This window comes from Herbiconiux sp. 320_LB (genome assembly GCF_059691755.1).
In genome coordinates, this window is sequence record NZ_JCAWAD010000003.1 from 409,468 (window position 1) to 429,967 (window position 20,500).

General features: G+C 72.3%; 20 protein-coding genes. 14 read left to right on the plus strand and 6 right to left on the minus strand.

Going from position 1 to position 20,500, the window contains the following annotated elements; genetic code table 11:
* The first annotated feature begins 57 nt into the window (after window positions 1–57).
* The 5 genes from AC59HU_RS09835 (at window position 58) to AC59HU_RS09855 (ending at window position 5,281) form a co-directional block, all read left to right on the plus strand.
* Entirely contained in the window at window positions 58–2,028 is a 1,971-nt protein-coding gene (locus tag AC59HU_RS09835; protein ID WP_497223202.1) for a cell wall-binding repeat-containing protein, read from the plus strand.
* 36 nt (window positions 2,029–2,064) lie between these two features.
* The gene (locus AC59HU_RS09840) at window positions 2,065–3,864 is read left to right on the plus strand and encodes a DEAD/DEAH box helicase (RefSeq protein WP_497223203.1); all 1,800 of its coding nucleotides are present in this window, start codon (window positions 2,065–2,067) and stop codon (window positions 3,862–3,864) included.
* Between the two features lie 45 nt (window positions 3,865–3,909).
* Window positions 3,910–4,197, plus strand: coding sequence for a hypothetical protein (locus AC59HU_RS09845; protein WP_497223204.1), 288 nt, complete (start codon window positions 3,910–3,912; stop codon window positions 4,195–4,197).
* 39 nt (window positions 4,198–4,236) lie between these two features.
* The gene (locus AC59HU_RS09850; RefSeq protein WP_497223205.1) at window positions 4,237–4,971 is read left to right on the plus strand and encodes a DUF72 domain-containing protein; all 735 of its coding nucleotides are present in this window, start codon (window positions 4,237–4,239) and stop codon (window positions 4,969–4,971) included.
* A 64-nt stretch (window positions 4,972–5,035) separates the two neighbouring features.
* On the plus strand, window positions 5,036–5,281 hold the full coding sequence (locus tag AC59HU_RS09855; protein WP_497223206.1) for a hypothetical protein: 246 nt from the start codon (window positions 5,036–5,038) through the stop codon (window positions 5,279–5,281).
* A gap of 296 nt (window positions 5,282–5,577) precedes the next feature.
* Here the strand turns inward: AC59HU_RS09855 and AC59HU_RS09860 are convergent, their stop codons facing one another.
* The 5 genes from AC59HU_RS09860 to AC59HU_RS09880 form a co-directional block, all read right to left on the minus strand.
* On the minus strand, window positions 5,578–6,873 hold the full coding sequence (locus tag AC59HU_RS09860) for a hypothetical protein (RefSeq protein WP_497223207.1): 1,296 nt from the start codon (window positions 6,871–6,873) through the stop codon (window positions 5,578–5,580).
* A 179-nt stretch (window positions 6,874–7,052) separates the two neighbouring features.
* Window positions 7,053–7,484 carry an SRPBCC family protein gene (locus AC59HU_RS09865; protein ID WP_497223208.1) on the minus strand — a complete coding sequence of 144 codons (432 nt, stop codon included), beginning with the start codon at window positions 7,482–7,484 and terminating at the stop codon, window positions 7,053–7,055.
* Window positions 7,485–7,496: 12 nt separating this feature from the next.
* A complete protein-coding gene (locus AC59HU_RS09870) occupies window positions 7,497–8,960 on the minus strand; it encodes a phytoene desaturase family protein (protein WP_497223209.1) in 1,464 nt (487 codons plus the stop codon).
* A gap of 4 nt (window positions 8,961–8,964) precedes the next feature.
* Window positions 8,965–9,975, minus strand: a complete 1,011-nt coding sequence (locus AC59HU_RS09875) for an SDR family oxidoreductase (RefSeq protein ID WP_497223210.1) — start codon at window positions 9,973–9,975, stop codon at window positions 8,965–8,967.
* Between the two features lie 236 nt (window positions 9,976–10,211).
* Entirely contained in the window at window positions 10,212–10,673 is a 462-nt protein-coding gene (locus AC59HU_RS09880) for a VOC family protein (protein ID WP_497223211.1), read from the minus strand.
* 104 nt (window positions 10,674–10,777) lie between these two features.
* On the opposite strand from AC59HU_RS09880, the gene AC59HU_RS09885 reads away from it, so the two are divergent.
* From AC59HU_RS09885 to AC59HU_RS09925, 9 genes are all read left to right on the plus strand, one after another.
* Window positions 10,778–11,887, plus strand: coding sequence for a helix-turn-helix transcriptional regulator (locus AC59HU_RS09885; RefSeq protein ID WP_497223212.1), 1,110 nt, complete (start codon window positions 10,778–10,780; stop codon window positions 11,885–11,887).
* A gap of 22 nt (window positions 11,888–11,909) precedes the next feature.
* Window positions 11,910–13,715: an MFS transporter gene (locus AC59HU_RS09890; protein ID WP_497223213.1), complete on the plus strand. Its 1,806-nt coding sequence runs from the start codon at window positions 11,910–11,912 to the stop codon at window positions 13,713–13,715.
* Window positions 13,716–13,769: 54 nt separating this feature from the next.
* Entirely contained in the window at window positions 13,770–14,096 is a 327-nt protein-coding gene (locus AC59HU_RS09895) for a DUF2277 domain-containing protein (protein ID WP_497223214.1), read from the plus strand.
* A 161-nt stretch (window positions 14,097–14,257) separates the two neighbouring features.
* Window positions 14,258–15,454, plus strand: coding sequence for a DNA polymerase IV (gene dinB / locus AC59HU_RS09900; RefSeq protein ID WP_497223215.1), 1,197 nt, complete (start codon window positions 14,258–14,260; stop codon window positions 15,452–15,454).
* A gap of 110 nt (window positions 15,455–15,564) precedes the next feature.
* Entirely contained in the window at window positions 15,565–15,954 is a 390-nt protein-coding gene (locus AC59HU_RS09905; RefSeq protein ID WP_497223216.1) for a VOC family protein, read from the plus strand.
* Between the two features lie 149 nt (window positions 15,955–16,103).
* Window positions 16,104–17,021, plus strand: coding sequence for an ABC transporter ATP-binding protein (locus tag AC59HU_RS09910; protein ID WP_497223217.1), 918 nt, complete (start codon window positions 16,104–16,106; stop codon window positions 17,019–17,021).
* Entirely contained in the window at window positions 17,018–17,821 is an 804-nt protein-coding gene (locus AC59HU_RS09915) for an ABC transporter permease (RefSeq protein WP_497223218.1), read from the plus strand. The genes AC59HU_RS09910 and AC59HU_RS09915 overlap by 4 nt, the downstream gene beginning before the upstream one ends.
* Window positions 17,822–17,906: 85 nt before the next feature.
* Complete coding sequence (locus AC59HU_RS09920) at window positions 17,907–19,109, plus strand: sensor histidine kinase (protein ID WP_497223219.1); 1,203 nt, start codon at window positions 17,907–17,909, stop codon at window positions 19,107–19,109.
* Window positions 19,106–19,711, plus strand: a complete 606-nt coding sequence (locus tag AC59HU_RS09925; protein ID WP_497223220.1) for a response regulator transcription factor — start codon at window positions 19,106–19,108, stop codon at window positions 19,709–19,711. The genes AC59HU_RS09920 and AC59HU_RS09925 overlap by 4 nt, the downstream gene beginning before the upstream one ends.
* 45 nt (window positions 19,712–19,756) lie before the next feature.
* On the opposite strand, the gene AC59HU_RS09930 is transcribed toward AC59HU_RS09925, so the two are convergent.
* Complete coding sequence (locus AC59HU_RS09930) at window positions 19,757–20,470, minus strand: CGNR zinc finger domain-containing protein (RefSeq protein ID WP_497223221.1); 714 nt, start codon at window positions 20,468–20,470, stop codon at window positions 19,757–19,759.
* Window positions 20,471–20,500 lie beyond the last annotated feature (30 nt).

The following is a 20,500-nucleotide window of genomic DNA, read 5'->3' on the forward strand; positions in this document are numbered from 1 at the left end:
TGTGCAGAGTCGACAGTTGACGATGTAGCTCAGCCGCGACCGGATCTCGGGGGATTCATGCGCAGGCTGCTCGCTGCCGTCACCACGCTCGCACTCACGACGGCCCTGGCCCTCGCGGCCCCGCTCGCGGGCCCGACGGATGCCGCCCACGCCGAACCGACGGTGGTCGGGGCACTCGACTCCGTGACCTTCATTCGGGGCGAGGGGTTGGTCGCGGTCGGCTGGGCCATCGACACCCGCTTCCCGACCGAGGCCGCGTACATGTCGATAAAGGGGCGGTATCCGGACGGGCACTCGGGCGACCTCGGATGGGGATACGCCACCTACGACCGCCCCGACGTCGCCGCCGCCGTCCCCGGCGCGGGCCCGAAGCATGGCTTTCGCGTGAACCTCGGCTCCGGACCGTCCGGTCTTTACTCGGTCTGCGCCTACGTCGGTTCCGGATCCGTCGGCTGCAGCTTCGCGACGGTGCCGACGGAAAACCTCACCGGCCAACTGGAGTCACTCTCGACCGACTCGTCCGGTGGCCGGCTCGCGCTGCGGGTGAAGGGGTGGACCTCCGACTCGTGGCTGCCGGAGGGCGCGCAGCCGTCGACCGTGACCTACAACATCCTTTATGTCGGCAACGGGCCGACCACCGGCATCGGCTCCTCGGTCACCGGGCAGAGCGACGTCGATCGCCCCGACATCCGAGCCGCGCACCCCGGGCTGACCGGCGTGGCCGGCTTCGACGAACTGATCCCGATCTCCCAGTGGGGGTCGTATCGCGTCTGCGCCGTGCTGTCACCCTGGGGGCAGAACAGCGGCGCGGGCCCGGCCGTGCTGGGCTGTGCGGACGTCGCGGTCACCACCGTCCAGCCCGTCGGCCAGATCCAGGTCACCGGTGACGACGTCGTCGGGGGGATGCTCACCGCCTCGCAGATCACCTGGAACCCCGAGCCCTCCTCACTGACGGCCGCGTGGTACCGAGACGGCATACAGCTCACTCCGAACGGCACGCGGACCTACTCCCCGACGGTCGCGGACGTGGGGCGGCTGCTCCAGTTCATGGAGACAGCCTCGGCTCCGGGCCACCTGGACGGGTGGACCGCGGGTTCAGCAGGCATGGTGACCATGCCCGGGGTCAAGACGACCCGGATCGGTGGAGCCGACCGCTACGAGATGGCGGTCGCCAACTCGCAGAAGCAGTTCCCCGACTCGGCGGCGGGTGCGCCCGTGGTCTACGTCGCCTCCGGCATGACCTTCCCTGACGCCCTCGCGGCCGGGCCGGCCGCCGCGAAGGAGCACGGTGCGCTGCTGCTCACCTTTGCCGACCACCTGCCGGATTCGGTGCGAGCAGAGATCGTCCGGCTCCACCCGTCCTCGATCGTCGTGGCAGGCGGACCGGCGACGATCGCGGAATCGGTGCTCGCCGACCTGAACACGCTGGCGCCGACTCAGCGGGTCGGCGGAGCGGACCGCTACGAGGTCTCGCGCAACCTCATCACGCGAGCGTTCCCGTCGGGTACGCCGTCGGTGTATCTCGTGACCGGCCAGACCTACGCGGATGCGCTGTCGGCCGGCGCGGCGGCGGCTTCGAACGGCGCCCCGGTGCTGCTCACGGACGGCTCGGCAGCCGCCGCCGACGATGCCACTCGGGCACTGTTGACGACCGAAGGGACGACCACGGTGACGGTGGTGGGCGGACCCGCCTCGGTTTCACAGGGGGTGGCATCCACTCTCGGTGCCGGTGTCTCCGTGAACCGGCTCGCGGGGCCGGACCGCTACACCGGCACGGTCGTCCTGAACCGAGCGACGTTCGCGGCATCTGACACGGTGTACCTGGCTACGGGAGCGAACTTCCCCGATGGACTCACCGGCGGGGTGCATGCGGGCGCGGACCACGCCCCGCTCTACCTCGTGAACACCTACTGCGTCCCCCAGGACGTCCTCGCCGACATCCTTTCGCTGCACGCCACGAAAGTCGTCCTCTTGGGCGGTGAGGCGTCTCTCTCGTCCAACCTCCGCACCCTCTACGCCTGCTCGTAGGAGACGGCAGCGCGCCGGGGGCGCTACCGTTGACGCATGGCCTCCACCCCCGAAACCACCACCGACGACGCCGCCACGAGCGAGCCGGAGTCCGCACCGACCCTCACCTTCGCCGACCTCGGTCTGAACGACCGCGTCCTCAAGGCCCTGAAGGACGTCGGGTACGAGACCCCGTCCGCCATCCAGGCCGCCACCATCCCCCCGCTGCTGGAGGGGCGCGACGTGCTCGGCACCGCCCAGACCGGCACCGGCAAGACCGCCGCCTTCGCACTGCCGATCCTGGATCGCCTCGACCTCGCCCAGAAGACCCCGCAGGCCCTCGTGCTCGCGCCGACCCGCGAGCTCGCGCTGCAGGTCTGCGAGGCCTTCGAGAAGTACGCCTCGCACCTGAAGGGCGTGCACGTGCTGCCCGTCTACGGCGGACAGGGCTACGGGGTGCAGCTGTCGGCCCTGCGTCGCGGCGTGCACATCGTCGTCGGCACGCCCGGCCGCATCATGGACCACCTCGACAAGGGCACCCTCGACCTCTCCGAGCTCAAGTACCTCGTGCTCGACGAGGCCGACGAGATGCTCAAGATGGGCTTCGCGGAGGACGTGGAGACGATCCTCGCCGACACCCCGGAGGACAAACAGGTCGCGCTGTTCTCGGCGACGATGCCGGCGCAGATCCGCCGCATCTCGCAGAAGTACCTGCACGACCCCGAGGAGATCACGGTCAAGACCAAGACCACGACCTCGGCGACGATCACCCAGCGCTACCTCGTGGTGTCGTACCCGCAGAAGGTCGACGCCCTCACGCGCATCCTCGAGGTCGAGAACTTCGAGGGCATGATCGTGTTCACCCGCACCAAGAACGAGACCGAGACGCTCGCCGAGAAGCTCCGCGCCCGCGGCTACGCCGCCGCCGCCATCAACGGCGACGTCGCGCAGGTGCAGCGCGAGCGCACGGTCAACCAGCTGAAGTCGGGCAAGCTCGACATCCTCGTCGCCACCGATGTCGCCGCCCGCGGGCTCGACGTCGAGCGGATCAGCCACGTCGTCAACTTCGACCTGCCGATCGACACCGAGTCGTACGTGCACCGCATCGGCCGCACCGGCCGAGCCGGTCGCACCGGCGACGCGATCAGCTTCGTGACCCCGCGTGAACGACGGATGCTCAGCGCCATCGAGCGCGCCACCCGCCAGCCGCTCACCGAGATGCGCCTGCCGAGCGTCGACGACGTCAACGCCACCCGCCTCACCCGCTTCGACGACGCGATCACGGCGGCCCTGGCCCAGCCGGAGCAGATCCAGCAGTTCCGCGACATCATCGGGCACTTCGTCGAGCACCACGACGTGCCCGAGGCCGACGTGGCCGCAGCCCTCGCCGTCGTGGCGCAGGGCGAGACCCCGCTGCTGCTCTCGGCGGAGAGTGAGCAGCGCGCGGCCCGCTTCGAGCGCGACCGCGCCGACCGCGCCGACCGCGGCGACCGGCCTGACCGCGACCGTGGGGACCGGGGCGATCGCGGCGACCGGCCCGAGCGCCGCTCGCGACCGTCCAGCGGCCCGATGACGACCTACCGCATCGCGGTCGGCAAACGCCAGCGCGTCGAGCCCCGGCAGATCGTCGGCGCGCTCGCGAACGAGGGCGGGCTCAGCCGCGAGGACTTCGGGGCGATCCAGATCCGCCCCGACTTCTCGCTGGTCGAGCTGCCCGCGAACCTCCCGGGCGCGACCCTGAACAAGCTGAAGGACACGCGGATCAGCGGCAAGCTGATCGAACTGCGTCCCGACCGCGGCGGCAGCTCTGCCAAGCGGGAGGAGCGCGGCCCGCGCAGCTACCGCGATCGGGACTGATCCTCTCCCCTACACTGGACGAATAGCCCGTCCTGGGGAAGAACAATGAACCGTCGCCGTCTGATCTCGGCTGCCGCCGTGCTGCTGCTCACCGCGGGAGGGGTGGCCGCCGGGATCGCTCCGGCGGACGCCGCGCCCACCCCCGGGGTGAACCTCGCCTTCTTCGCGGCCGCGGTCGTGCCGGCCGACGCCGGCGGCACCACCGGATCGAGCCGCGAGACGCTGGCGGCCACCGGAGCCACGCCCACCGGCCCGGCCGCGCCGCTGGCCGCCCTCGGCCTGTTCGCCGGAGCCGCGCTCCTCGTCCTCGCCCGCCGTCGCCGCCGCGCCTGAGCGCTTGCGGGTCCGGTTCACCCGGGACACGATCGGAGCATGGCGTGGATCGGGACCTCGGGCTGGAGCTACGATCACTGGAACGGTGTGCTCTACCCGCCCGGCACGAGCTCGGCGAAGCGCCTGGACGTCTACACGGCGCACTTCGACACCGTCGAGCTGAACGGCAGCTTCTACCACTGGCCGCGTGAGGCCGCCTTCGCCTCGTGGCACGAGCGGCTGCCCGCCGGCTTCCGGATGGCCGTGAAGGCGCCGCGGGGGCTCACCCACGCGCGGCGCCTGCGCGATCCGGATGTCTGGATCGAGCGGATCGCCGAGGCCTGGGAGGCGCTCGGCCGCAACCGGGCCGTGCTGCTGGTGCAGCTCCGCCCGGACGACGAGCGGCGCGACGAGGAGGACGACGCGCGCCTCGAGCATTTCCTCGCCCGGATCCCCCGCGACATCCGGGTGACCGTCGAGTTCCGGCACGACAGCTGGCTCGACGACCGCGTCTTCGACATCCTCGAACGCCACCGCGCCGCCTACTGCGTGATGAGCGGGGCGGGCCTGCCCTGCGTGCTCCGCGCCACCACCGACTTCGTCTATCTCCGGATGCACGGGCCCGACCACGAGCACCTGTACGCGGGATCGTACTCCGACGACGATCTCCGCTGGTGGGGCGACCGCATCCGCGAGTGGGAGGGGCAGGACCGCGAGGTCTACGTCTACTTCAACAACGACGGCGAAGGGCACGCGGTGCGGAACGCCGACACGCTCCGCGCGATTCTCGGCTGAGGCTTCGCCGGGGAGCGGGCCGCCAGGGGTTGCGCGATCGCAGCGAGGTCGTAGCGTCGGGCCCATGGCCATACAGAGCGGTAACGACGAGAACACGGTGGAGAAGGATGTCTCCTACAGCCCCGGAAGCGGGCGCGAGACGGAGGAGGCGCAGGAGGATCCGGGCGGTTCCGCGCACTTCGACGACCCCGAGATCGACGCCTCGAAGGTGACGACGCTGCCCGGCGAGGGCGGCCCGGACGACGTGGGCGAGATCGACGTCGACGAGGAGGCCATCCGCGAGGACATCGCGAAGCGCGCCAAGGGCTGAGTCAACGGTCCGGTCGGGCAGCGCAGCGACCCGACGGACGCCAGCCAGACCGGAAGGCCCCACGCCTTCCGGTCCGGCCGGTCCCTGTGTCGAGGGGACGAGCAGGTGCACCACGGTGAGGGATGTCGACCACGGCGCCCCTGCTCCCCCGCACGTCACATGACGATCGCGTCGCCGCGACCGGATGCGCCGTACCCCCGGTATTCGGAGGGGACGGCGCATCCGGATTGGTCGCGGCCGACACGGCCGACACGGCCGGCCGGTTCAGCAGGGCTGCCGAACCGACCGACCGTCGATCAGCTCAGTCGGCGACGGCGGATCACCAGCAGCGCGAGGCCACCGGCCAGGAGCAGCGCCAGACCCGAGACGCCCGCGATGAGCGGGGCCGCACCGGTCTGGGCGAGCGCTCCGCGGTTGCCGGTCGGGACGATCGCGGCCGGGTTGCCGCCGGCCGGAGTCGTCACCGGAGGGGTGGTCGCCGGAGGGGTGGTCGGCGGCACCACGGCGGGGGTCGCGACCGTGAAGGTCACCAGCGTGCTCGGGTCCGAGACGCTCGCCGGGACCGCTCCGCCCTCGCTCGCGTCGCGCGAGGCGACGGCGATCGCGCCGTGGAGGCCCGGGTCGAGCGCGGCCAGCACCGAGAAGGTGCCGTCGGCGCCGGCGACCACGCTGTACGCGACGATGCCGTCGGCGATGACCACGGGGGTCGTCGGAACGGCCTCGGCCTGCAGACGGGCCGCGTCACCGGTGGCGTCGCCGGCGGCGAGCGCGTCGGCGTCGCCGACCGCGATGGTCACGGTGTCACCCGCGGTCGCGGTGCCGGAGATGGTCACGGGGCTCAGCACCGTCGCACCCTCCATCGGCATGGTGATGACGGGGGTGTCGGCGACGCAGTTGACGCCCTCGGTGGCGGTGGCGAGCGTGACGGGTGCCCCCGAGGCGTCGACCGAGCGGATGGTGGCCACCAACGGGGTGTCCTCGCTCAACGACCAGGCCCTGGTCCGGGTCTCCCCCGCAGCCACCACGCCGCTCTCGACCGACGTGTCGCCGGCGATGAACTCGTAGTCGGCCGGTCCCACGCCCTTGGAGTTGTCCAGGGTGAACGAGAAGCCGGGGCTCGGCGGGATGATGCCGCCGGTCGGGAAGACGCAGCTCGCGTCGGCGATCGTGGCGACCGCGGCGGGGCTGTAGTTCGGCACGCAGTTCACGCTCTGCAGCGAGCCGCCGATCAGGCCGCCGCCCTCGGACGTGTCGAAGACCTGGATGGTGGTGTCGGAGTCCTCCGGCAGCGGGATCGTGCGGCGAACGCTCTGCCCCGACTGGACCGTGCCGTTCTCGTAGGTGTCGCTGAAGTTCAGCACGATCCGGTAGTTCAGCACCGTGCCGGCCTCGTCGGCGGCATTGCTGATGGTCAGATCCGCGCCGTCGACGGTGGGGATCAACGTGCCCCCGGTCGGGATGTCGCAGTTCTGGGTTCCGAACGTCACCGTCGCGGGCAGCGCCTGTGCGGCCCCGGCGGTGACGGCGATGCCGGCGGATGCGAGTGCCGCGACCGCCAGAATCGAGAGTGAGCGGGTGAGCAGTTTTCTCATTGCGTGTCTGTCTCCTAGGGAATGCAGGAGGGCGCGCGACCGATCGATCCGACCGGATGGTGAGCCCCGTTGCGTCGTTTCCCTCCAGCTGAGACAGCTGCGACTCTCTGAAGGTACCCTGAACCGCGCTCCCCGCCTAGAGTCTGCTGTCAGCGCACCTCAGCGCACCTCAGCGCACCTCAGCGACCCTCGGCGAGGTAGGCCAGCCTCCGGAGCGTCTCGACGTTGCGGATGTGCAGCGGCAGGTCCATCACCGGACCGGGGATGAGCGTGCCGGGGCCCTTCACGGCGTACTCGTCGATCCGCACCACGCAGCCGGCACCCCGCGGCTTCACCCGGATGTCGACGTCGGCCTCGCCGAGCGGCCACCCCGCGGGCCGCATCAGCATCCGGTGCGGCGGGTCCCAGACGAGCACCGTCGTGCTGTCGTCGATCACCGCGGGCCACACGCCGAAGGAGTGGTGGAGCTCGCTGCCGACGGCCGGCCACGCGTCGTCGACCGCGCGCATCCGTGACGCCCCGACCACCCAGGCCGGGAACAGCCACCCGTCGGCGAGGACTTCGAAGACCTTCTCCGGCGGGCAGGAGAACAGGCGGACGTTGGTCGACATGGCGACTCCGATCTAGGAGAGGGACGGGGACAGGTCGGGCGGGTCGTCGATGCCGAAGACGGCGGCGAGCGCACGACGGGCCGCGTACCAGCCGGCCAGGCCGTGCACGCCCGGGCCGGGCGGCGTCGAGGAGGAGCAGAGGTAGACGCCCTCGACCGGCGTCGCCCAGGGGTTCAGCGAGAGCGTCGGGCGCGCGGCGAGCTGCCAGAGGCTCGCGGCCCCCGCGGCGATGTCGCCGCCGATGTAGTTCGGATCGTAGTTCTCGAGGTCTTTCGCGGTGCGCGAGCTCGAGGCGAGCACGAGGTCGCGGAAGCCGGGGGCGAAGCGCTCGAGCTGGCGCGTGATCGCCTCGGTCTGATCGATGTCCGAGTCGCGCGGCACGTGCGTGTAGGCCCAGAGCACCTGCGATCCCTCGGGCGCCCGGCTGCCGTCCACGATCGAGGGCTGAGCGACGAGCACGTAGGGGTCGTCGGAGTGGCGACCGGCGGCGACCGACCGTTCGGCGGCGGCGATCTCGGCGCGCGTGCCGCCGACGTGCACCGTGCCGGCGCTCCGCAGCAGCTCGTTCTGCCACGGCACCGGCCCGCTCAGGGCGAAGTCGACCTTCGAGGCGGCGTTGCCGTACCGGAACCGGCCGAGGGCGGCGCGGTAGCGGGCGGGCAGCCGGTCGCCGGCGATGCGCACGAGGTTCTTCGGCGCGACATCCATCAGCACCGCCTTCGCCGGTCGCACCTGGTCGAGGTCGCTGATCTCGGCATCCGTCTGGATCTCGCCCCCGTGGGCGACGAGGTCGGCGGCGAGCGCGTCGACGATCGCCTGGCTGCCGCCGATCGGCACCGGCCAGCCTCGGCCGTGGGCGTAGGCGCCGAGCGAGAGGGCGGCACCGGCCGTCGAGAGGCTCGGCATGGTGCGGATGCTGTGGGCGGCGACCCCGGTCAGCATCGCCGGGGCGACCTCGTCGCGGAACCGCAGGTTCCACAGCGGCGACCCCTGTTCGAGCGATCGGAGCCCGAACAGCGCCGCGGTGACCGGATGCGCGGGGATGCGCAGGAGCGGCGAGCCGGCGAACTGGGCCACCCGGTCGGCCCGCTCGGCGAGCGGACCCATCAGGTCGCGCCACGCCTGGCCGTCGATGCCCAGGTGGTCGGCCGTGCGCTCGAGGTCGCGGAAGGCGATCCCGGCGCGGCCGCCGTCGAGCGGATGCCCGTAGGAGATCTCCGGCACCACCAGGTCGATCCGCTCGGCCAGCCCGAACCGGCGGAAGAAGCCGGAGGCCAGGGCCATCGGGTGCACGGCCGAGCAGATGTCGTGGTGGAACCCGGGCAGCGTCAGTTCGGCGGTGCGGGCGCCGCCGCCGATCGTGGGGTTGCGCTCGTACACGCGCACCGAGAGCCCGGCGCGCGCCATCGTGACCGCCGCGGCGAGCCCGTTCGGGCCCGCGCCGACGACCGCGACGTCGACCGCCTGCCCGGTCACCCGATCAGCCCTTCTTGCCGCGGACCACCAGGGCCGCCGCTCCGAGGGCCGCGGCCCCGCCGGCGGCCGCCGCGGCGTTGAGCGGGCGGCGGTGCCGCAGGTACCAGGTCTGCAGCGAGCGCGTCTTGGCCGAGTCGCTGAAGATGCCGCGCGCGCCCTGGTCGCCCGGCACGGGCTCGTAGAGGTTGTCGGGCAGCATCGGCTCGCTCTTGTCGGGGGCCTGCTGGCCGTCGTACCCGGTGCGGGCCAGGTACCAGTCGAGGAACCCGGCGACGAAGCGGTTGCCGATGACGGTCTTGGCCGTCGGCAGGCCGACCCAGGTGCGGCGACGAGGATGCTCCGCCACGTAGGCGACGACCCGCGCCGCGACCTCGGGCTCGAAGATGACGTCCATCGGCCGCGGGTGGTCGGGCAGGGCGGACTTGACCCAATTGAACTGCACGGTGTTCATGGCGGGCATGTCGACCGTCGAGATGCGCACGGGGCTCTTCCGGTGGATCAGCTCGGTGGTCACCGACTCGGTGAAGCCCTGCACGGCGTGCTTCGCGCCGCAGTAGGCGGCCTGGAGCGGGATGCCGCGGTGGGCCAGTGCGGAGCCGATCTGGATGACGTGCCCGCGTTCCCGCGGCACCATGCGGCTGAGGGCCGCGCGGGTGCCGTTGACGAAGCCGAAGTAGTTGACGGCGGTCGCCCGCTCGAAGTCGTCCGGATCGGTCTCGAGGAACTCGGCGAAGGCCCCGACCATGGCGTCGTTGACCCAGAGGTCGATCGGCCCGAGCTCGGCCTCGATGCGGGTCGCCGCCGCCTCGACGGCCTCGCGGTCCGAGACGTCGGTCGAGATGCCGAGACCGCGGCGCTGGTAGTCCTCGATCTCGGAGACGACGGCGTCGAGGCCGTCCTCCCCGCGGGCGAGCACCGCGACGTCCCAGCCCCGGCCCGCCAGGGCGCGCGCGATGGCCCGGCCGAGGCCTGCGGTACCGCCGGTGACGACCGCCACTCCCCTCGAGGCGCTCATCGGCGGGACCCGCTCGTGCGGCCGGCCCGCGAGAGCGGAGGAGTGTGGATGGATGCCATGGGGTTCCTTTCACCGTGGACTCTCGACCCTGCCCGGTGTGCCGCCGGCGCGCAACGGGTTGCCGGGTGGCGGTCAGGGTGCGGGAGGGCGGGCGCGGCCGCGGGGTCGGATGCGCGGGCGGGCCGGATGCGGTGGAGGGTGGGACGGCCGTGGTTTCGGCCGCCCCACCCGGGCGGTCAGGCCGCCTCGGTGACCGAGATCGTCCAGGTCACCCCGAAGCGGTCGGTGAGCATCCCGAAGCCGGCCGACCAGGCCGAGGCGGCCAGCGGCTCGACGACGCTCGCGCCGTCGGCGAGGGCGGCCCACCAGCGCTCGGCCTCGGCGAGGTCGGCGGCGCCGAGCGCGAGGAAGAACGGCTGGTCGGTGATCGTCATGCCGTTCTCGCGGCGCGTCGAGCCGGCGGCCCGGCTGCCGGGGGTACCGGCGCCGCCCGGCACGTCGTAGGCCATCAGCGTGAAGCCGTCGGGTGCGGTGACCTGGCCGAACACGACCGAGGCGGTGTCGGGGAGCCCCTCGGGCATCCCGAAGTCGCCGTAGGTGCGCACGACGGCGTCGCCGCCGAAGGCCGCCGCGTAGAACGAGAGGGCCTCGCGGGCCTCGCCGTGGAAGTTGAGGTGGGGGACGGGGGTGGCGGACATGGCTTCTCCTTCGTGTCACCGGGCGACCTTCGCCGCGGTGGTAATTCCGACTCTCCCAGGGGATGCGGACAGGGAACGTCCGGATCATCTGCGAGGATCGGAGCATGCCCGTCGCCTCCTCCCCCTCGACGTCGCGACGACTGCTCGCGCTGCTCTCGCTGCTGCAGTCGCGCCGCGACTGGCCCGCACCGGTGCTCGCCGAGCGGCTCGAGGTCAGTGAGCGCACGGTGAGACGGGACATCGACCGGTTGCGGGAGCTCGACTACACGATCGACGCGACCCGCGGCCCCGACGGCGGGTACCGGCTCGGCACGGGCTCGGCCCTGCCTCCGCTGCTGTTCGACGACGAGCAGGTGATCGCGCTGACCGTCGCCCTGCGCTCGGCGGGCGCCCTGGGGCTGGGCCTGGAGGAGGCGGCGGAGCGGGCGCTCGGGACGGTGACTCGGCTGTTGCCGTCGCGACTGGCCCACCGGGTGGCAGGACTCGCTGCGGCGACGGCCGTCCGCGGGCCCTCGGGCGACGCCGACCCCGCGGTGCTCGCGCGGATCGGCGAGGCCGTCCGCGCGCGGGAGGAGCTGCGCTTCGACTACGCCTCGCCCGCGACTGCGACCGCGGGTGAGGGCGACGGCGACGGCGGCGGAGATGCGGACCGTGGCCGCGCCGCCGCGCCGGTGCGGGTCGTCGAGCCGCACCATCTGCTGCTCCGCTCCGGCCGCTGGTACCTGCTCGGGTACTCGCCCGAGCGACAGGACTGGCGCATCTACCGGGTCGACCGGATCACGCCGCGCAGCCACACCGGCCGCCGCTTCGAGCCTCGCGAGGTGCCGGGCGGCGATCCGTCGCGCTACCTGATCGGGCGGTTCCGCGGCATGACGCCCGGAGGCGCGAACGACACCGGCACGACGGACGCCGGGACGACCGGCGCAGGCGCAGGCGGCGGCGCTGGCAACGACGCCCCCGCCTGGCCGGTCCTGGGCGAGGCGGTGGTCGGACTCCCCCTGGCGACGCTGGCGCCCTACCTCGGTGACGGCATCGGCGAGGAGCTCGCGGGCGACCGCTGCCGCATCCGTCTCGGGTCGTGGTCGTGGGACGCCCTGGCGGCGGAGTTCTGCGGCTTCCCGGCGCCGCTGGCCGACGTGCAGCCGGTCGAACTCCGCTCCGCCTTCGCCGCCCTCGCGATGCGTGCCGCGGCCGCCTCCGAGGATTATAGTTAGCTAACTACAACTAACTTGATGGATGCGCGCGACCGTCGTCGGTCGGTCCGTCGCGGCCGCATCCGGGCTCGGAGAGATCATGGCGGAGAAGACGCAGCGGGAGCGGGCGGGCGTGTTCAACCGCGACCACCCCCGGTACAAGTGGATCGCCCTCAGCAACACCACGCTCGGCATGCTGATGGCCACCATCAACGGGTCGATCGTGCTGATCTCGCTCCCCGCGATCTTCACCGGCATCCAGCTCGACCCGCTCGAGCCCGGGAACGTCAGCTACCTGCTCTGGATGCTGATGGGGTACATCCTCGTCACCGCCGTGCTGGTGATGACCTTCGGCCGGCTCGGCGACATGGTGGGCCGGGTCAAGATCTACAACCTCGGCTTCGTGATCTTCACGATCGCCGCCATCGCTCTCGTGTTCGACCCCTTCACCTCCGGCGCGGGCGCCCTCTGGCTGATCGCGTGGCGGGTGGTGCAGGCGGTCGGCGGCTCGATGATCTTCGCCAACTCGACCGCGATCCTCACCGACGCCTTCCCCGCGAACAATCGGGGCATGGCGATCGGGATCAACCAGATCGCCGCCATCGCGGGAACCTTCCTCGGCCTGATCATCGGCGGGCTGCTCGCCGCGCTCGACTGGCGCGCGATCTTCCTGGTCAGCGTGCCCTTCGGCATCCTGGGCACGATCTGGTCGTACAAGTCGCTGCACGAGGTGGGGGCCAAGAGCGCCGGCCGGATCGACTGGTGGGGCAACATCCTGTTCGCCGTCGGTCTGGTGGCCGTGCTCGCGGGCATCACCTACGGCATCCAGCCCTACGGCGACAGCTCGACGGGGTGGCTGAACCCGTGGGTACTGGGCGCCATCATCGGCGGCGTCGTGGTGCTGGTGGTGTTCGTGCTGCTCGAGCTGCGCATCCCGGACCCGCTGTTCAACGTGCGGCTGTTCGCCATCCGCACCTTCGCCTGGGGCAACGTGGCGGGGCTGCTCGCCTCGGTCGGGCGCGGCGGCCTGCAGTTCATGCTGATCATCTGGCTGCAGGGCATCTGGCTCCCGCTGCACGGCTACTCCTACGAGAGCACGCCGTTCTGGGCCGGCATCTACCTGCTGCCGCTGACCGTCGGGTTCCTGGTCTCCGGCCCGATCTCCGGCACGCTCTCGGATCGCTTCGGCGCCCGAGCGCTCTCGACCGGCGGGCTCGTGCTCGTCGCGGCGAGCTTCATCGCGCTGCTGCTGATCCCGGTGAACTTCGACTACTGGATCTTCGCGGTCATCACGCTGCTGAACGGCATCGGCTCGGGCATGTTCGCCGCCCCGAACCGCACCGCGATCATGAACTCGGTTCCGGCGACCCAGCGCGGTGCGGCCTCGGGCATGACCGGCACCTTCCAGAACGCGGGCAACTCGCTGTCGATCGGTATCTTCTTCTCGCTGATGATCGCGGGGCTCGCCACGACCCTGCCGAACGCGCTGTTCTCGGGGCTCACCTCGCACGGCGTCTCGAGCGCCGTGGCGGGGCCGGTGGCGGCGACGCCTCCGGTGGGGAGCCTGTTCGCGGCCTTCCTCGGCTACAACCCGATCGAATCGATCCTCGGGCCGACCGGGGCGCTCGACGCCCTGCCCGCTGCCGACTCCGCCGCGCTGACGGGCCAGTCGTTCTTCCCCGAGCTGATCTCGGGGCCGTTCCACTCCGGGCTGGTGATCGTGTTCATCGCGGCGGCGGCGATGTCGTTGATCGGGGCGGTCGCCTCGTACCTCGCGGGCGGCAAGTACCTGCACACGGACACGGCGGCGACTCCGGTGCCGGCCGAGGCGGCGCTCAGCGACGCCTGATCGGCGGGGATCCGGGGCTGGAGGCCGCACCGGCCGCGGAGTATCCTCGCGGGCATGTGCAGGAACATCCGTGTGCTCCACAACTTCGAACCCACCACGACCGACGACGAGGTGCGCGAGGCCGCGCTGCAGTTCGTGCGCAAGGTCAGCGGGTCCACGCATCCGTCGCGGGCGAACGCCGAGGCCTTCGACCGGGCCATCGACGAGATCGCGGCGGCGACGCGTCACCTCCTCGACGACCTCGTGACGAACGCGCCCCCGAAGAACCGCGACCTCGAGGCGGTCAAGGGCCGCGAACGGCACGAGAAGCGGATGGAGCGCGAGGTGCGCATCCGCACCGGTGGCGCCCCCGCCGGCGCCGTCGCCACCGTCGCCGGCTAGACCGCGAGCCGGCCGGTCAGGGCTCGCCGTCCGGGGGTCGCGGGCCTGGGGTCGCAGGCCGGATGTCGTCGGCTGGTGCGACGATCGCTCCGAGGACGACCGAAGCGCCGGCTCGACGGCACGATCGACGACACGATCCATGACACGGCGGAGGAGGGCGGATGCGCGGCGAGGCGACGGTGCTGCACGCCGACCTCGACGCGTTCTACGCCTCGGTCGAGCAACGGGATGCGCCCGCCCTGCGCGGCCGCCCGGTGATCGTCGGCGGCGGCGTCGTGCTGGCCGCGAGCTACGAGGCGAAGGCCCGCGGAGTCCGCACGGCGATGGGCGGCCGGCAGGCGCGCGACCTCTGCCCGGAGGCGGTCGTGGTGCCGCCGCGGATGGAGGCGTACTCGGCCGCCAGCCGGGATGTGTTCGCCATCTTCCGCGACACGACACCGCTGGTGGAGGGGCTCTCGATCGACGAGGCCTTCCTCGAGGTCGGCGGGTTGCGCCGGATCGCCGGGAGCCCGGAGCAGGTCGCGGTGCGACTGCGCGAACGGGTCAAGGTCGAGGTGGGGCTGGCGATCTCGGTCGGGGTGGCGCGCACCAAGTTCCTGGCCAAGGTCGCGAGCGCCGTCAGCAAGCCGGACGGGCTGCTGGTGGTCGAGCCCGACCGCGAGCAGGAGTTCCTGCTGCCCCTGCCGGTCGAGCGGCTCTGGGGAGTGGGGCGGGTGACCGCCGAGAAGTTGCACGGTCTCGGCATCACCACGGTGGGGCAGCTCGCCGAGCTCGAGTCGGCGACGGCCGAGCGGCTGCTCGGCAAGGCGACCGGCGCCCACCTGCATGCGCTGGCGCGGCTGCGCGACCCGCGCCCCGTCGACACCGCACGGCGACGCTCGTCGATCGGCTCGCAGCGGGCGCTCGGCAGCCGGCCGCGTACGCCCGACGAGCTCGACCTCATCCTCACCCAGATCGTCGACCGGCTGGCCCGGCGCCTGCGCGACGGCGACCGGGTCTGCCGCACGGTGGTGCTGCGGCTGCGGTACGGCGACTTCGCGAAGGCGACGCGATCGCGCACGGTGGGGTCGCCGTCCGATCGCACCGCGGTGCTGCTCGGAGTCGCCCGCGACCTGCTCGCCGCCTCACAGCCCGAGATCGCCGAGCGCGGGATCACGCTGATCGGCATCTCGCTCTCGCAGCTGGGGCGCGTCGACACCCTCACCCCCGAGCTGCCGATCGACTGGAACGACGGCGCCCGGCTCGACACCGTGCTCGACGCCGTGCGCGACCGCTTCGGGGCCGCCTCGGTCGCCCGCGCCGTGCACCTCGACCGCGACCCCGGCTGGTCGACGCCCCTCCTCCCCGAGCACGAATGAGGCGCCGTGACCGCGACCGGCCGCCCCCGCTACATCCCGCCCGAGCAGGAGTGCGGGGTCGATCGGGTCGAGGGGTCGACTCGCCGGGGTCTCCGGGCTAGCGTGAGCGCATGATCGGCTCCCTCGACGTCATCGTCCTCGACTGCCCGGACACGCGGGCACTCGCCCGCTTCTACGCCGAGCTGATCGGCGGCGAGATCGTGCAGTTCGACACCGACTGGGCCGAGGTCGTGCCGCCGATCGCCGGCAGCCGGCCGCTGCTGGCCTTCCAGCGCGTCGAGGCCTACCGGGCCCCAGAGTGGCCGGGGCAGACCGTTCCGCAGCAGTTGCACCTCGACGTGAAGGTCGACGACCTCGACGCGGGCGAGGCGGCCGTGCTCGCGATCGGCGCCACCCGCGTGGGCGGGCAGGATGCGGGCACCTCGGGCGAGCCCGAGACCTTCCGGGTGTACCTCGACCCGGCCGGCCACCCGTTCTGCCTCATCCGCCCCGCCGACTGATCCCCGCATCCGACGACCCCGTCCTGCCGACCGACCCGCGCATCCGACGAGGCCGGCCCGACGCCGGCCCGACGCCCATGATGGATGTCATGGGCGGAACGTGACACTCCTCGGACGCACCCCCGGAGGGCCGCTGCCAGGCTGAGGCCATGACCTCCTCCCTCGTTCCCGCCCCAGCCATCGAGGCGACCGCGCTCGTCAAGAGCTTCGGCCACGTGCACGCCGTGACCGGCGTCGACCTCACCGTCCGCCCCGGCGAGATCGTCGCCTTCCTCGGCCCCAACGGTGCCGGCAAGACGACGACGATCGACATGCTGCTCGGCCTCACCGCCCCCGACTCCGGCGAGGTGCGTGTCTTCGGCATGGCCCCGCGGGCGGCCATCGCCCACGGCCTCGTCTCCGCCGTGCTGCAGAGCGGCGGCCTGCTGAAAGACCTGACCGTGCGCGAGACGCTCGACCTCACCGCGAGCCTGTTCGCCGACACCCGGCCGGTCGCCGAGGTGCTCGAGCGCGCCGGGATCACCGAGATCGCCTCCCGCAGGGTCGGCCTCTGCTCGGGCGGCCAGCAGCAGCGGCTCCGATTCGCGATGGCCCTGCTCTCGGACCCCGGCCTCCTCATCCTCGACGAGCCGACCACCGGCATGGACGTCGAGGGGCGCCGCGCGTTCTGGAACGCCATCCGCGCCGACGCCGACCGGGGCCGCACGGTGCTGTTCGCCACGCACTACCTCGACGAGGCCGACGAGTACGCCGACCGCATCGTGCTGATGAGCCGCGGCACGATCGTCGCCGACGGGGCGACCTCCGAGATCAAGAACCTGGTCTCCGGCCGCATCGTGCAGGCGACCCTCCCCGCCGAGGCGGTCGCCGACCCCGCCTTCCTCGCGGCCCTCCCCGCCGCCGAGGAGATCTCCGTGCAGGGCGACCGGATGACCGTGCACACCAGCGACTCCGACGCCCTCGCCCGCCACCTGCTCACCCGCACCGCGGCGCGCGACGTCGAGATCACCCCCCAGAACCTCGAGAGCGTCTTCCTCGCCCTCACCTCAGAAGGAGTCTCCGCATGACCGTCGACGCCGTCCGTCTCGACCGCCGGGTGCCGCCGCTCGGCGGCTTCACCCTCACCTATCTGCGGATCGAACTGGCCCGCAAGCTCCGCAACCGGCGCACCCTCATCTTCACGCTGATCTTCCCGGTGACGATGTTCCTGATCATCGGCTACCCGCTGCGCGACACCCCGCTCACCGACACCCCGATCGCCGCCGGCGGCCCCTCGGTGGCGGCGTTCATCATGGTGTCGATGGCGATGTACGGCGCGATGATGTCGGCGACCCAGACCGGCGCATCCGTCGCCGTCGAACGGGCGCAGGGCTGGAGCCGCCAGCTGCGCCTCACGCCGCTGAACCCGCTGGTCAACGTGATCATCAAGATGATCGCCGGGATGCTGCTCGGGCTGGTCGCCGTCGTCGCGACCTACATCGCGGGCGCCCTCAGCGGCGTCGAGCTCTCGGCCGCGCAGTGGATCTCGACCGGGCTGGTCGGCTGGCTGCTCGCGAGCGCCGTGTTCACCACGCTGGGGCTCATGGTCGGCTACCTGGTGCCGGGCGAGAACGCCGCGCAGGTCACCAGCCTCGCCATCGTGCTGCTCGCCTTCATCGGCGGCCTGTTCTACCCGGTCAGCGGGATGCCCGACTTCATGCAGACCATCGCCTCCTTCACCCCCGTCTACGGCATCAGCGAGCTCGCCCGGGCGCCGCTGACCGGCGAGGGCTTCGACCTCGTCGCACTGGTCAACGCTCTGGTCTGGTTCGCGATCTTCCTGGTGGGCACGGTCGTCTTCTTCCGCCGCGACACCAAGCGGATGTGAGGATGCGACGGATGCGCGGGGGCCGGGCGCGCACTCAGCAGGCCGGCGGGATCCACAGCGGGCCGACGGGATCTAGGGTGGGCGCGTGACGAAGATCCACGAACCGCGACGGTACGGCCCGGGCTGGCCGATCCGTCCGGCCCGCACCGGCCCCGACCCGACCGCGGTGCTCCCCCGGGCCCTGACCTCCCGCCGGGCGCTCAGCTGGTACCTGGGAGCGGCCATCTCGCTGTTCTGGGTCTTCACGATGATCCCGGACCTCCTCCGCGCCTCTCCGTCACCGGCGGCCGCGGTGGCGGGGCTGGCGCTGGTGGTCGTATTCAGCGTCTGTTTCCTCGCCGCCGCCCCGCTCGCCTGGACCCTCGGGATGCGGGGCCGCCTGCTCGTCTGCGCCGCGGTCCTCCTGCTCTCCCTCGCCTTCCTCCCCTGGCTCGGCCCCGACGTCGTCGGTCTCTGGACCTACGTCGGGGTGATCGTCGGCATGTGCGTCTTCCCGTGGGCCCGAACCCTGGCCATCGTCGGCGGCCTGACGGTCGTCGCCCTGATCTGGCGCATCCTGAGCGAGCCGTGGTCGGACTCCCTCGTGATCGTCCCGGTCATCATCGCGTCGATCTCCCTGATGATGGCGGCCTTCGCCCGCACCATCGCGGTCGTCAACGAGCTGCGCGCCACCCAGGACGAGCTGGAGGCCGTGACCACCGAGCGGGAGCGCGGGCGGGTCGCCCGGGACATCCACGACATCCTCGGCCACTCGCTCACCGTGATCGCTGTCAAGAGCGAGCTCGCCTCGCGGCTGATGGACGTCGACCCCGCGCGCGCCCGCTCGGAGATCGGCGACGTCGAAGCCCTCGCCCGCGGCGCCCTCGCCGACGTGCGGGCGACCGTGTCGGGGTTCCGCGGCACGACCGCGAGCGGCGAGCTCGTCGCCGCCCGGGGCGCGCTGGAGGCCGCCGGGGTCGACGCCGAGCTGCCCTCCTCCACCGACGCCGTGCCCGCGGAGCACCGTGAGCTCGTGGGCTGGGTGATCCGCGAGGGGGTCACGAACGTCGTGCGGCACGCGCGGGCGAGCCGGTGCCGCATCCGGTTGACGGCCACCTCGGTGACGATCGACGACGACGGGGTCGGCCCCGTGCATCCGCCGGACGCCGCCTCGATCTCCTCGACCGGGCTGCGGGGGCTCCGCGAGCGGGTCGAGTCGGCCGGCGGGCGGATGCGCGTGGGGCCGGGCGCGCTCGGCGGGTTCGCGCTGACCGTGTCGTTGCCCGGCCCGGCGAGGAGGCTCCCGTGATCCGGCTGCTGATCGCCGACGACCAGGCCCTGGTACGCGGCGCCCTCGCTGCACTGCTGTCGCTCGAGGCCGACATCGAGGTCGTCGCCGAGGTCGGGCGCGGTGACGAGGTCGTCGCGGCCGCCCGCGAATCCGGCGCCGAGGTCGCCCTGCTCGACATCGAGATGCCCGGGATGGACGGCATCGCGGCCGCCGCCGAGCTGCGGGCCGCACTGCCGTCGTGCCGGGTGCTCATCGTCACCACCTTCGGGCGCCCCGGCTACCTCGTGCGGGCGATGCAGGCGGGGGCCTCGGGGTTCGTCGTCAAGGACACCCCCTCGGCCCAGCTCGCGGATGCCGTGCGCCGGGTCTCGAACGGGTTCCGCGTCGTCGACCCGGGACTCGCCGCGGAGTCGCTCGCGCAGGGCGACTCCCCGCTCACCGAGCGCGAGACCGACGTGCTGTCGGCCGCTCGCACCGGCGGGTCGATCGCCGACCTGGCGCGCATCCTGCACCTGTCGGAGGGGACGGTGCGGAACCACCTCTCGGCGGTGATCGGCAAGACCGGGGCACGGAACCGGGCGGATGCGGCGCGGGTGGCGGAGGAGAACGGCTGGCTCTAGGGCCAGGCGTCAGCCCGATCGGCCGGATCGGCCGGATCGGCCGGCTCAGGCGGACCGGCGGCTGCGGGCGTTGTAACGGCGGACCCGGTTGCGGTTGCCGCAGTCGGAGGAGACGCACCAGAGACGGTTGTGCCGGGGGGACGTGTCGAGGAAGACCCATCCGCACTCGTCGTCGGCGCACTGGCCCAGCGCCTCCGGGTCGATCTTTGCGAGCAAATCGACGGCCGCGAGCGCGAGACGACGGCGGGGCAGGCCCAGGTCGACGTCGAAGCGCCACGACCAGGGAACGGCGGTCTTCAGTCGACCTGCGCCGATCGCCTCGGCGTACTCGGCTGCCACCTGCTCGGCGGCCCAACCCTCGGCGGCCCACCCCTCGGCGGCCCAACCCTCAGCGGCCCGGTCCGGTGCGGAAGAGTCCTCGGCCGCCGGCGGTGCCACTCTCTCCCCCTCACCGCCGGGACGCGCGGGGTAGGCGGCGGCGTAGACGGACTCGCGGAGGCCGGACACCCGCGCCAGCTCCCGCGCCGCCACGATGGGGTGGTCACGGGCCAGAGTCCGGAGCACGTCCGCCTCGGCACCATCCAGGAAACCGAACTGCAGCGCCCAGGCGACCAGATCGCGGTACTCAACGAGCCGGTCGTCCCACCGCGCCGGGCTCAGTCGCCAGGCCACGGTGTTGACGAGGTCGAGCACCGGATGCCCGGCGATCGCCGAGTAGGCCGGCCCAGGTGCCCGACCGGCACCGTCTCGATCGCTCATCCCTCCACTTTAACGGGTGTTCAGCGTTTC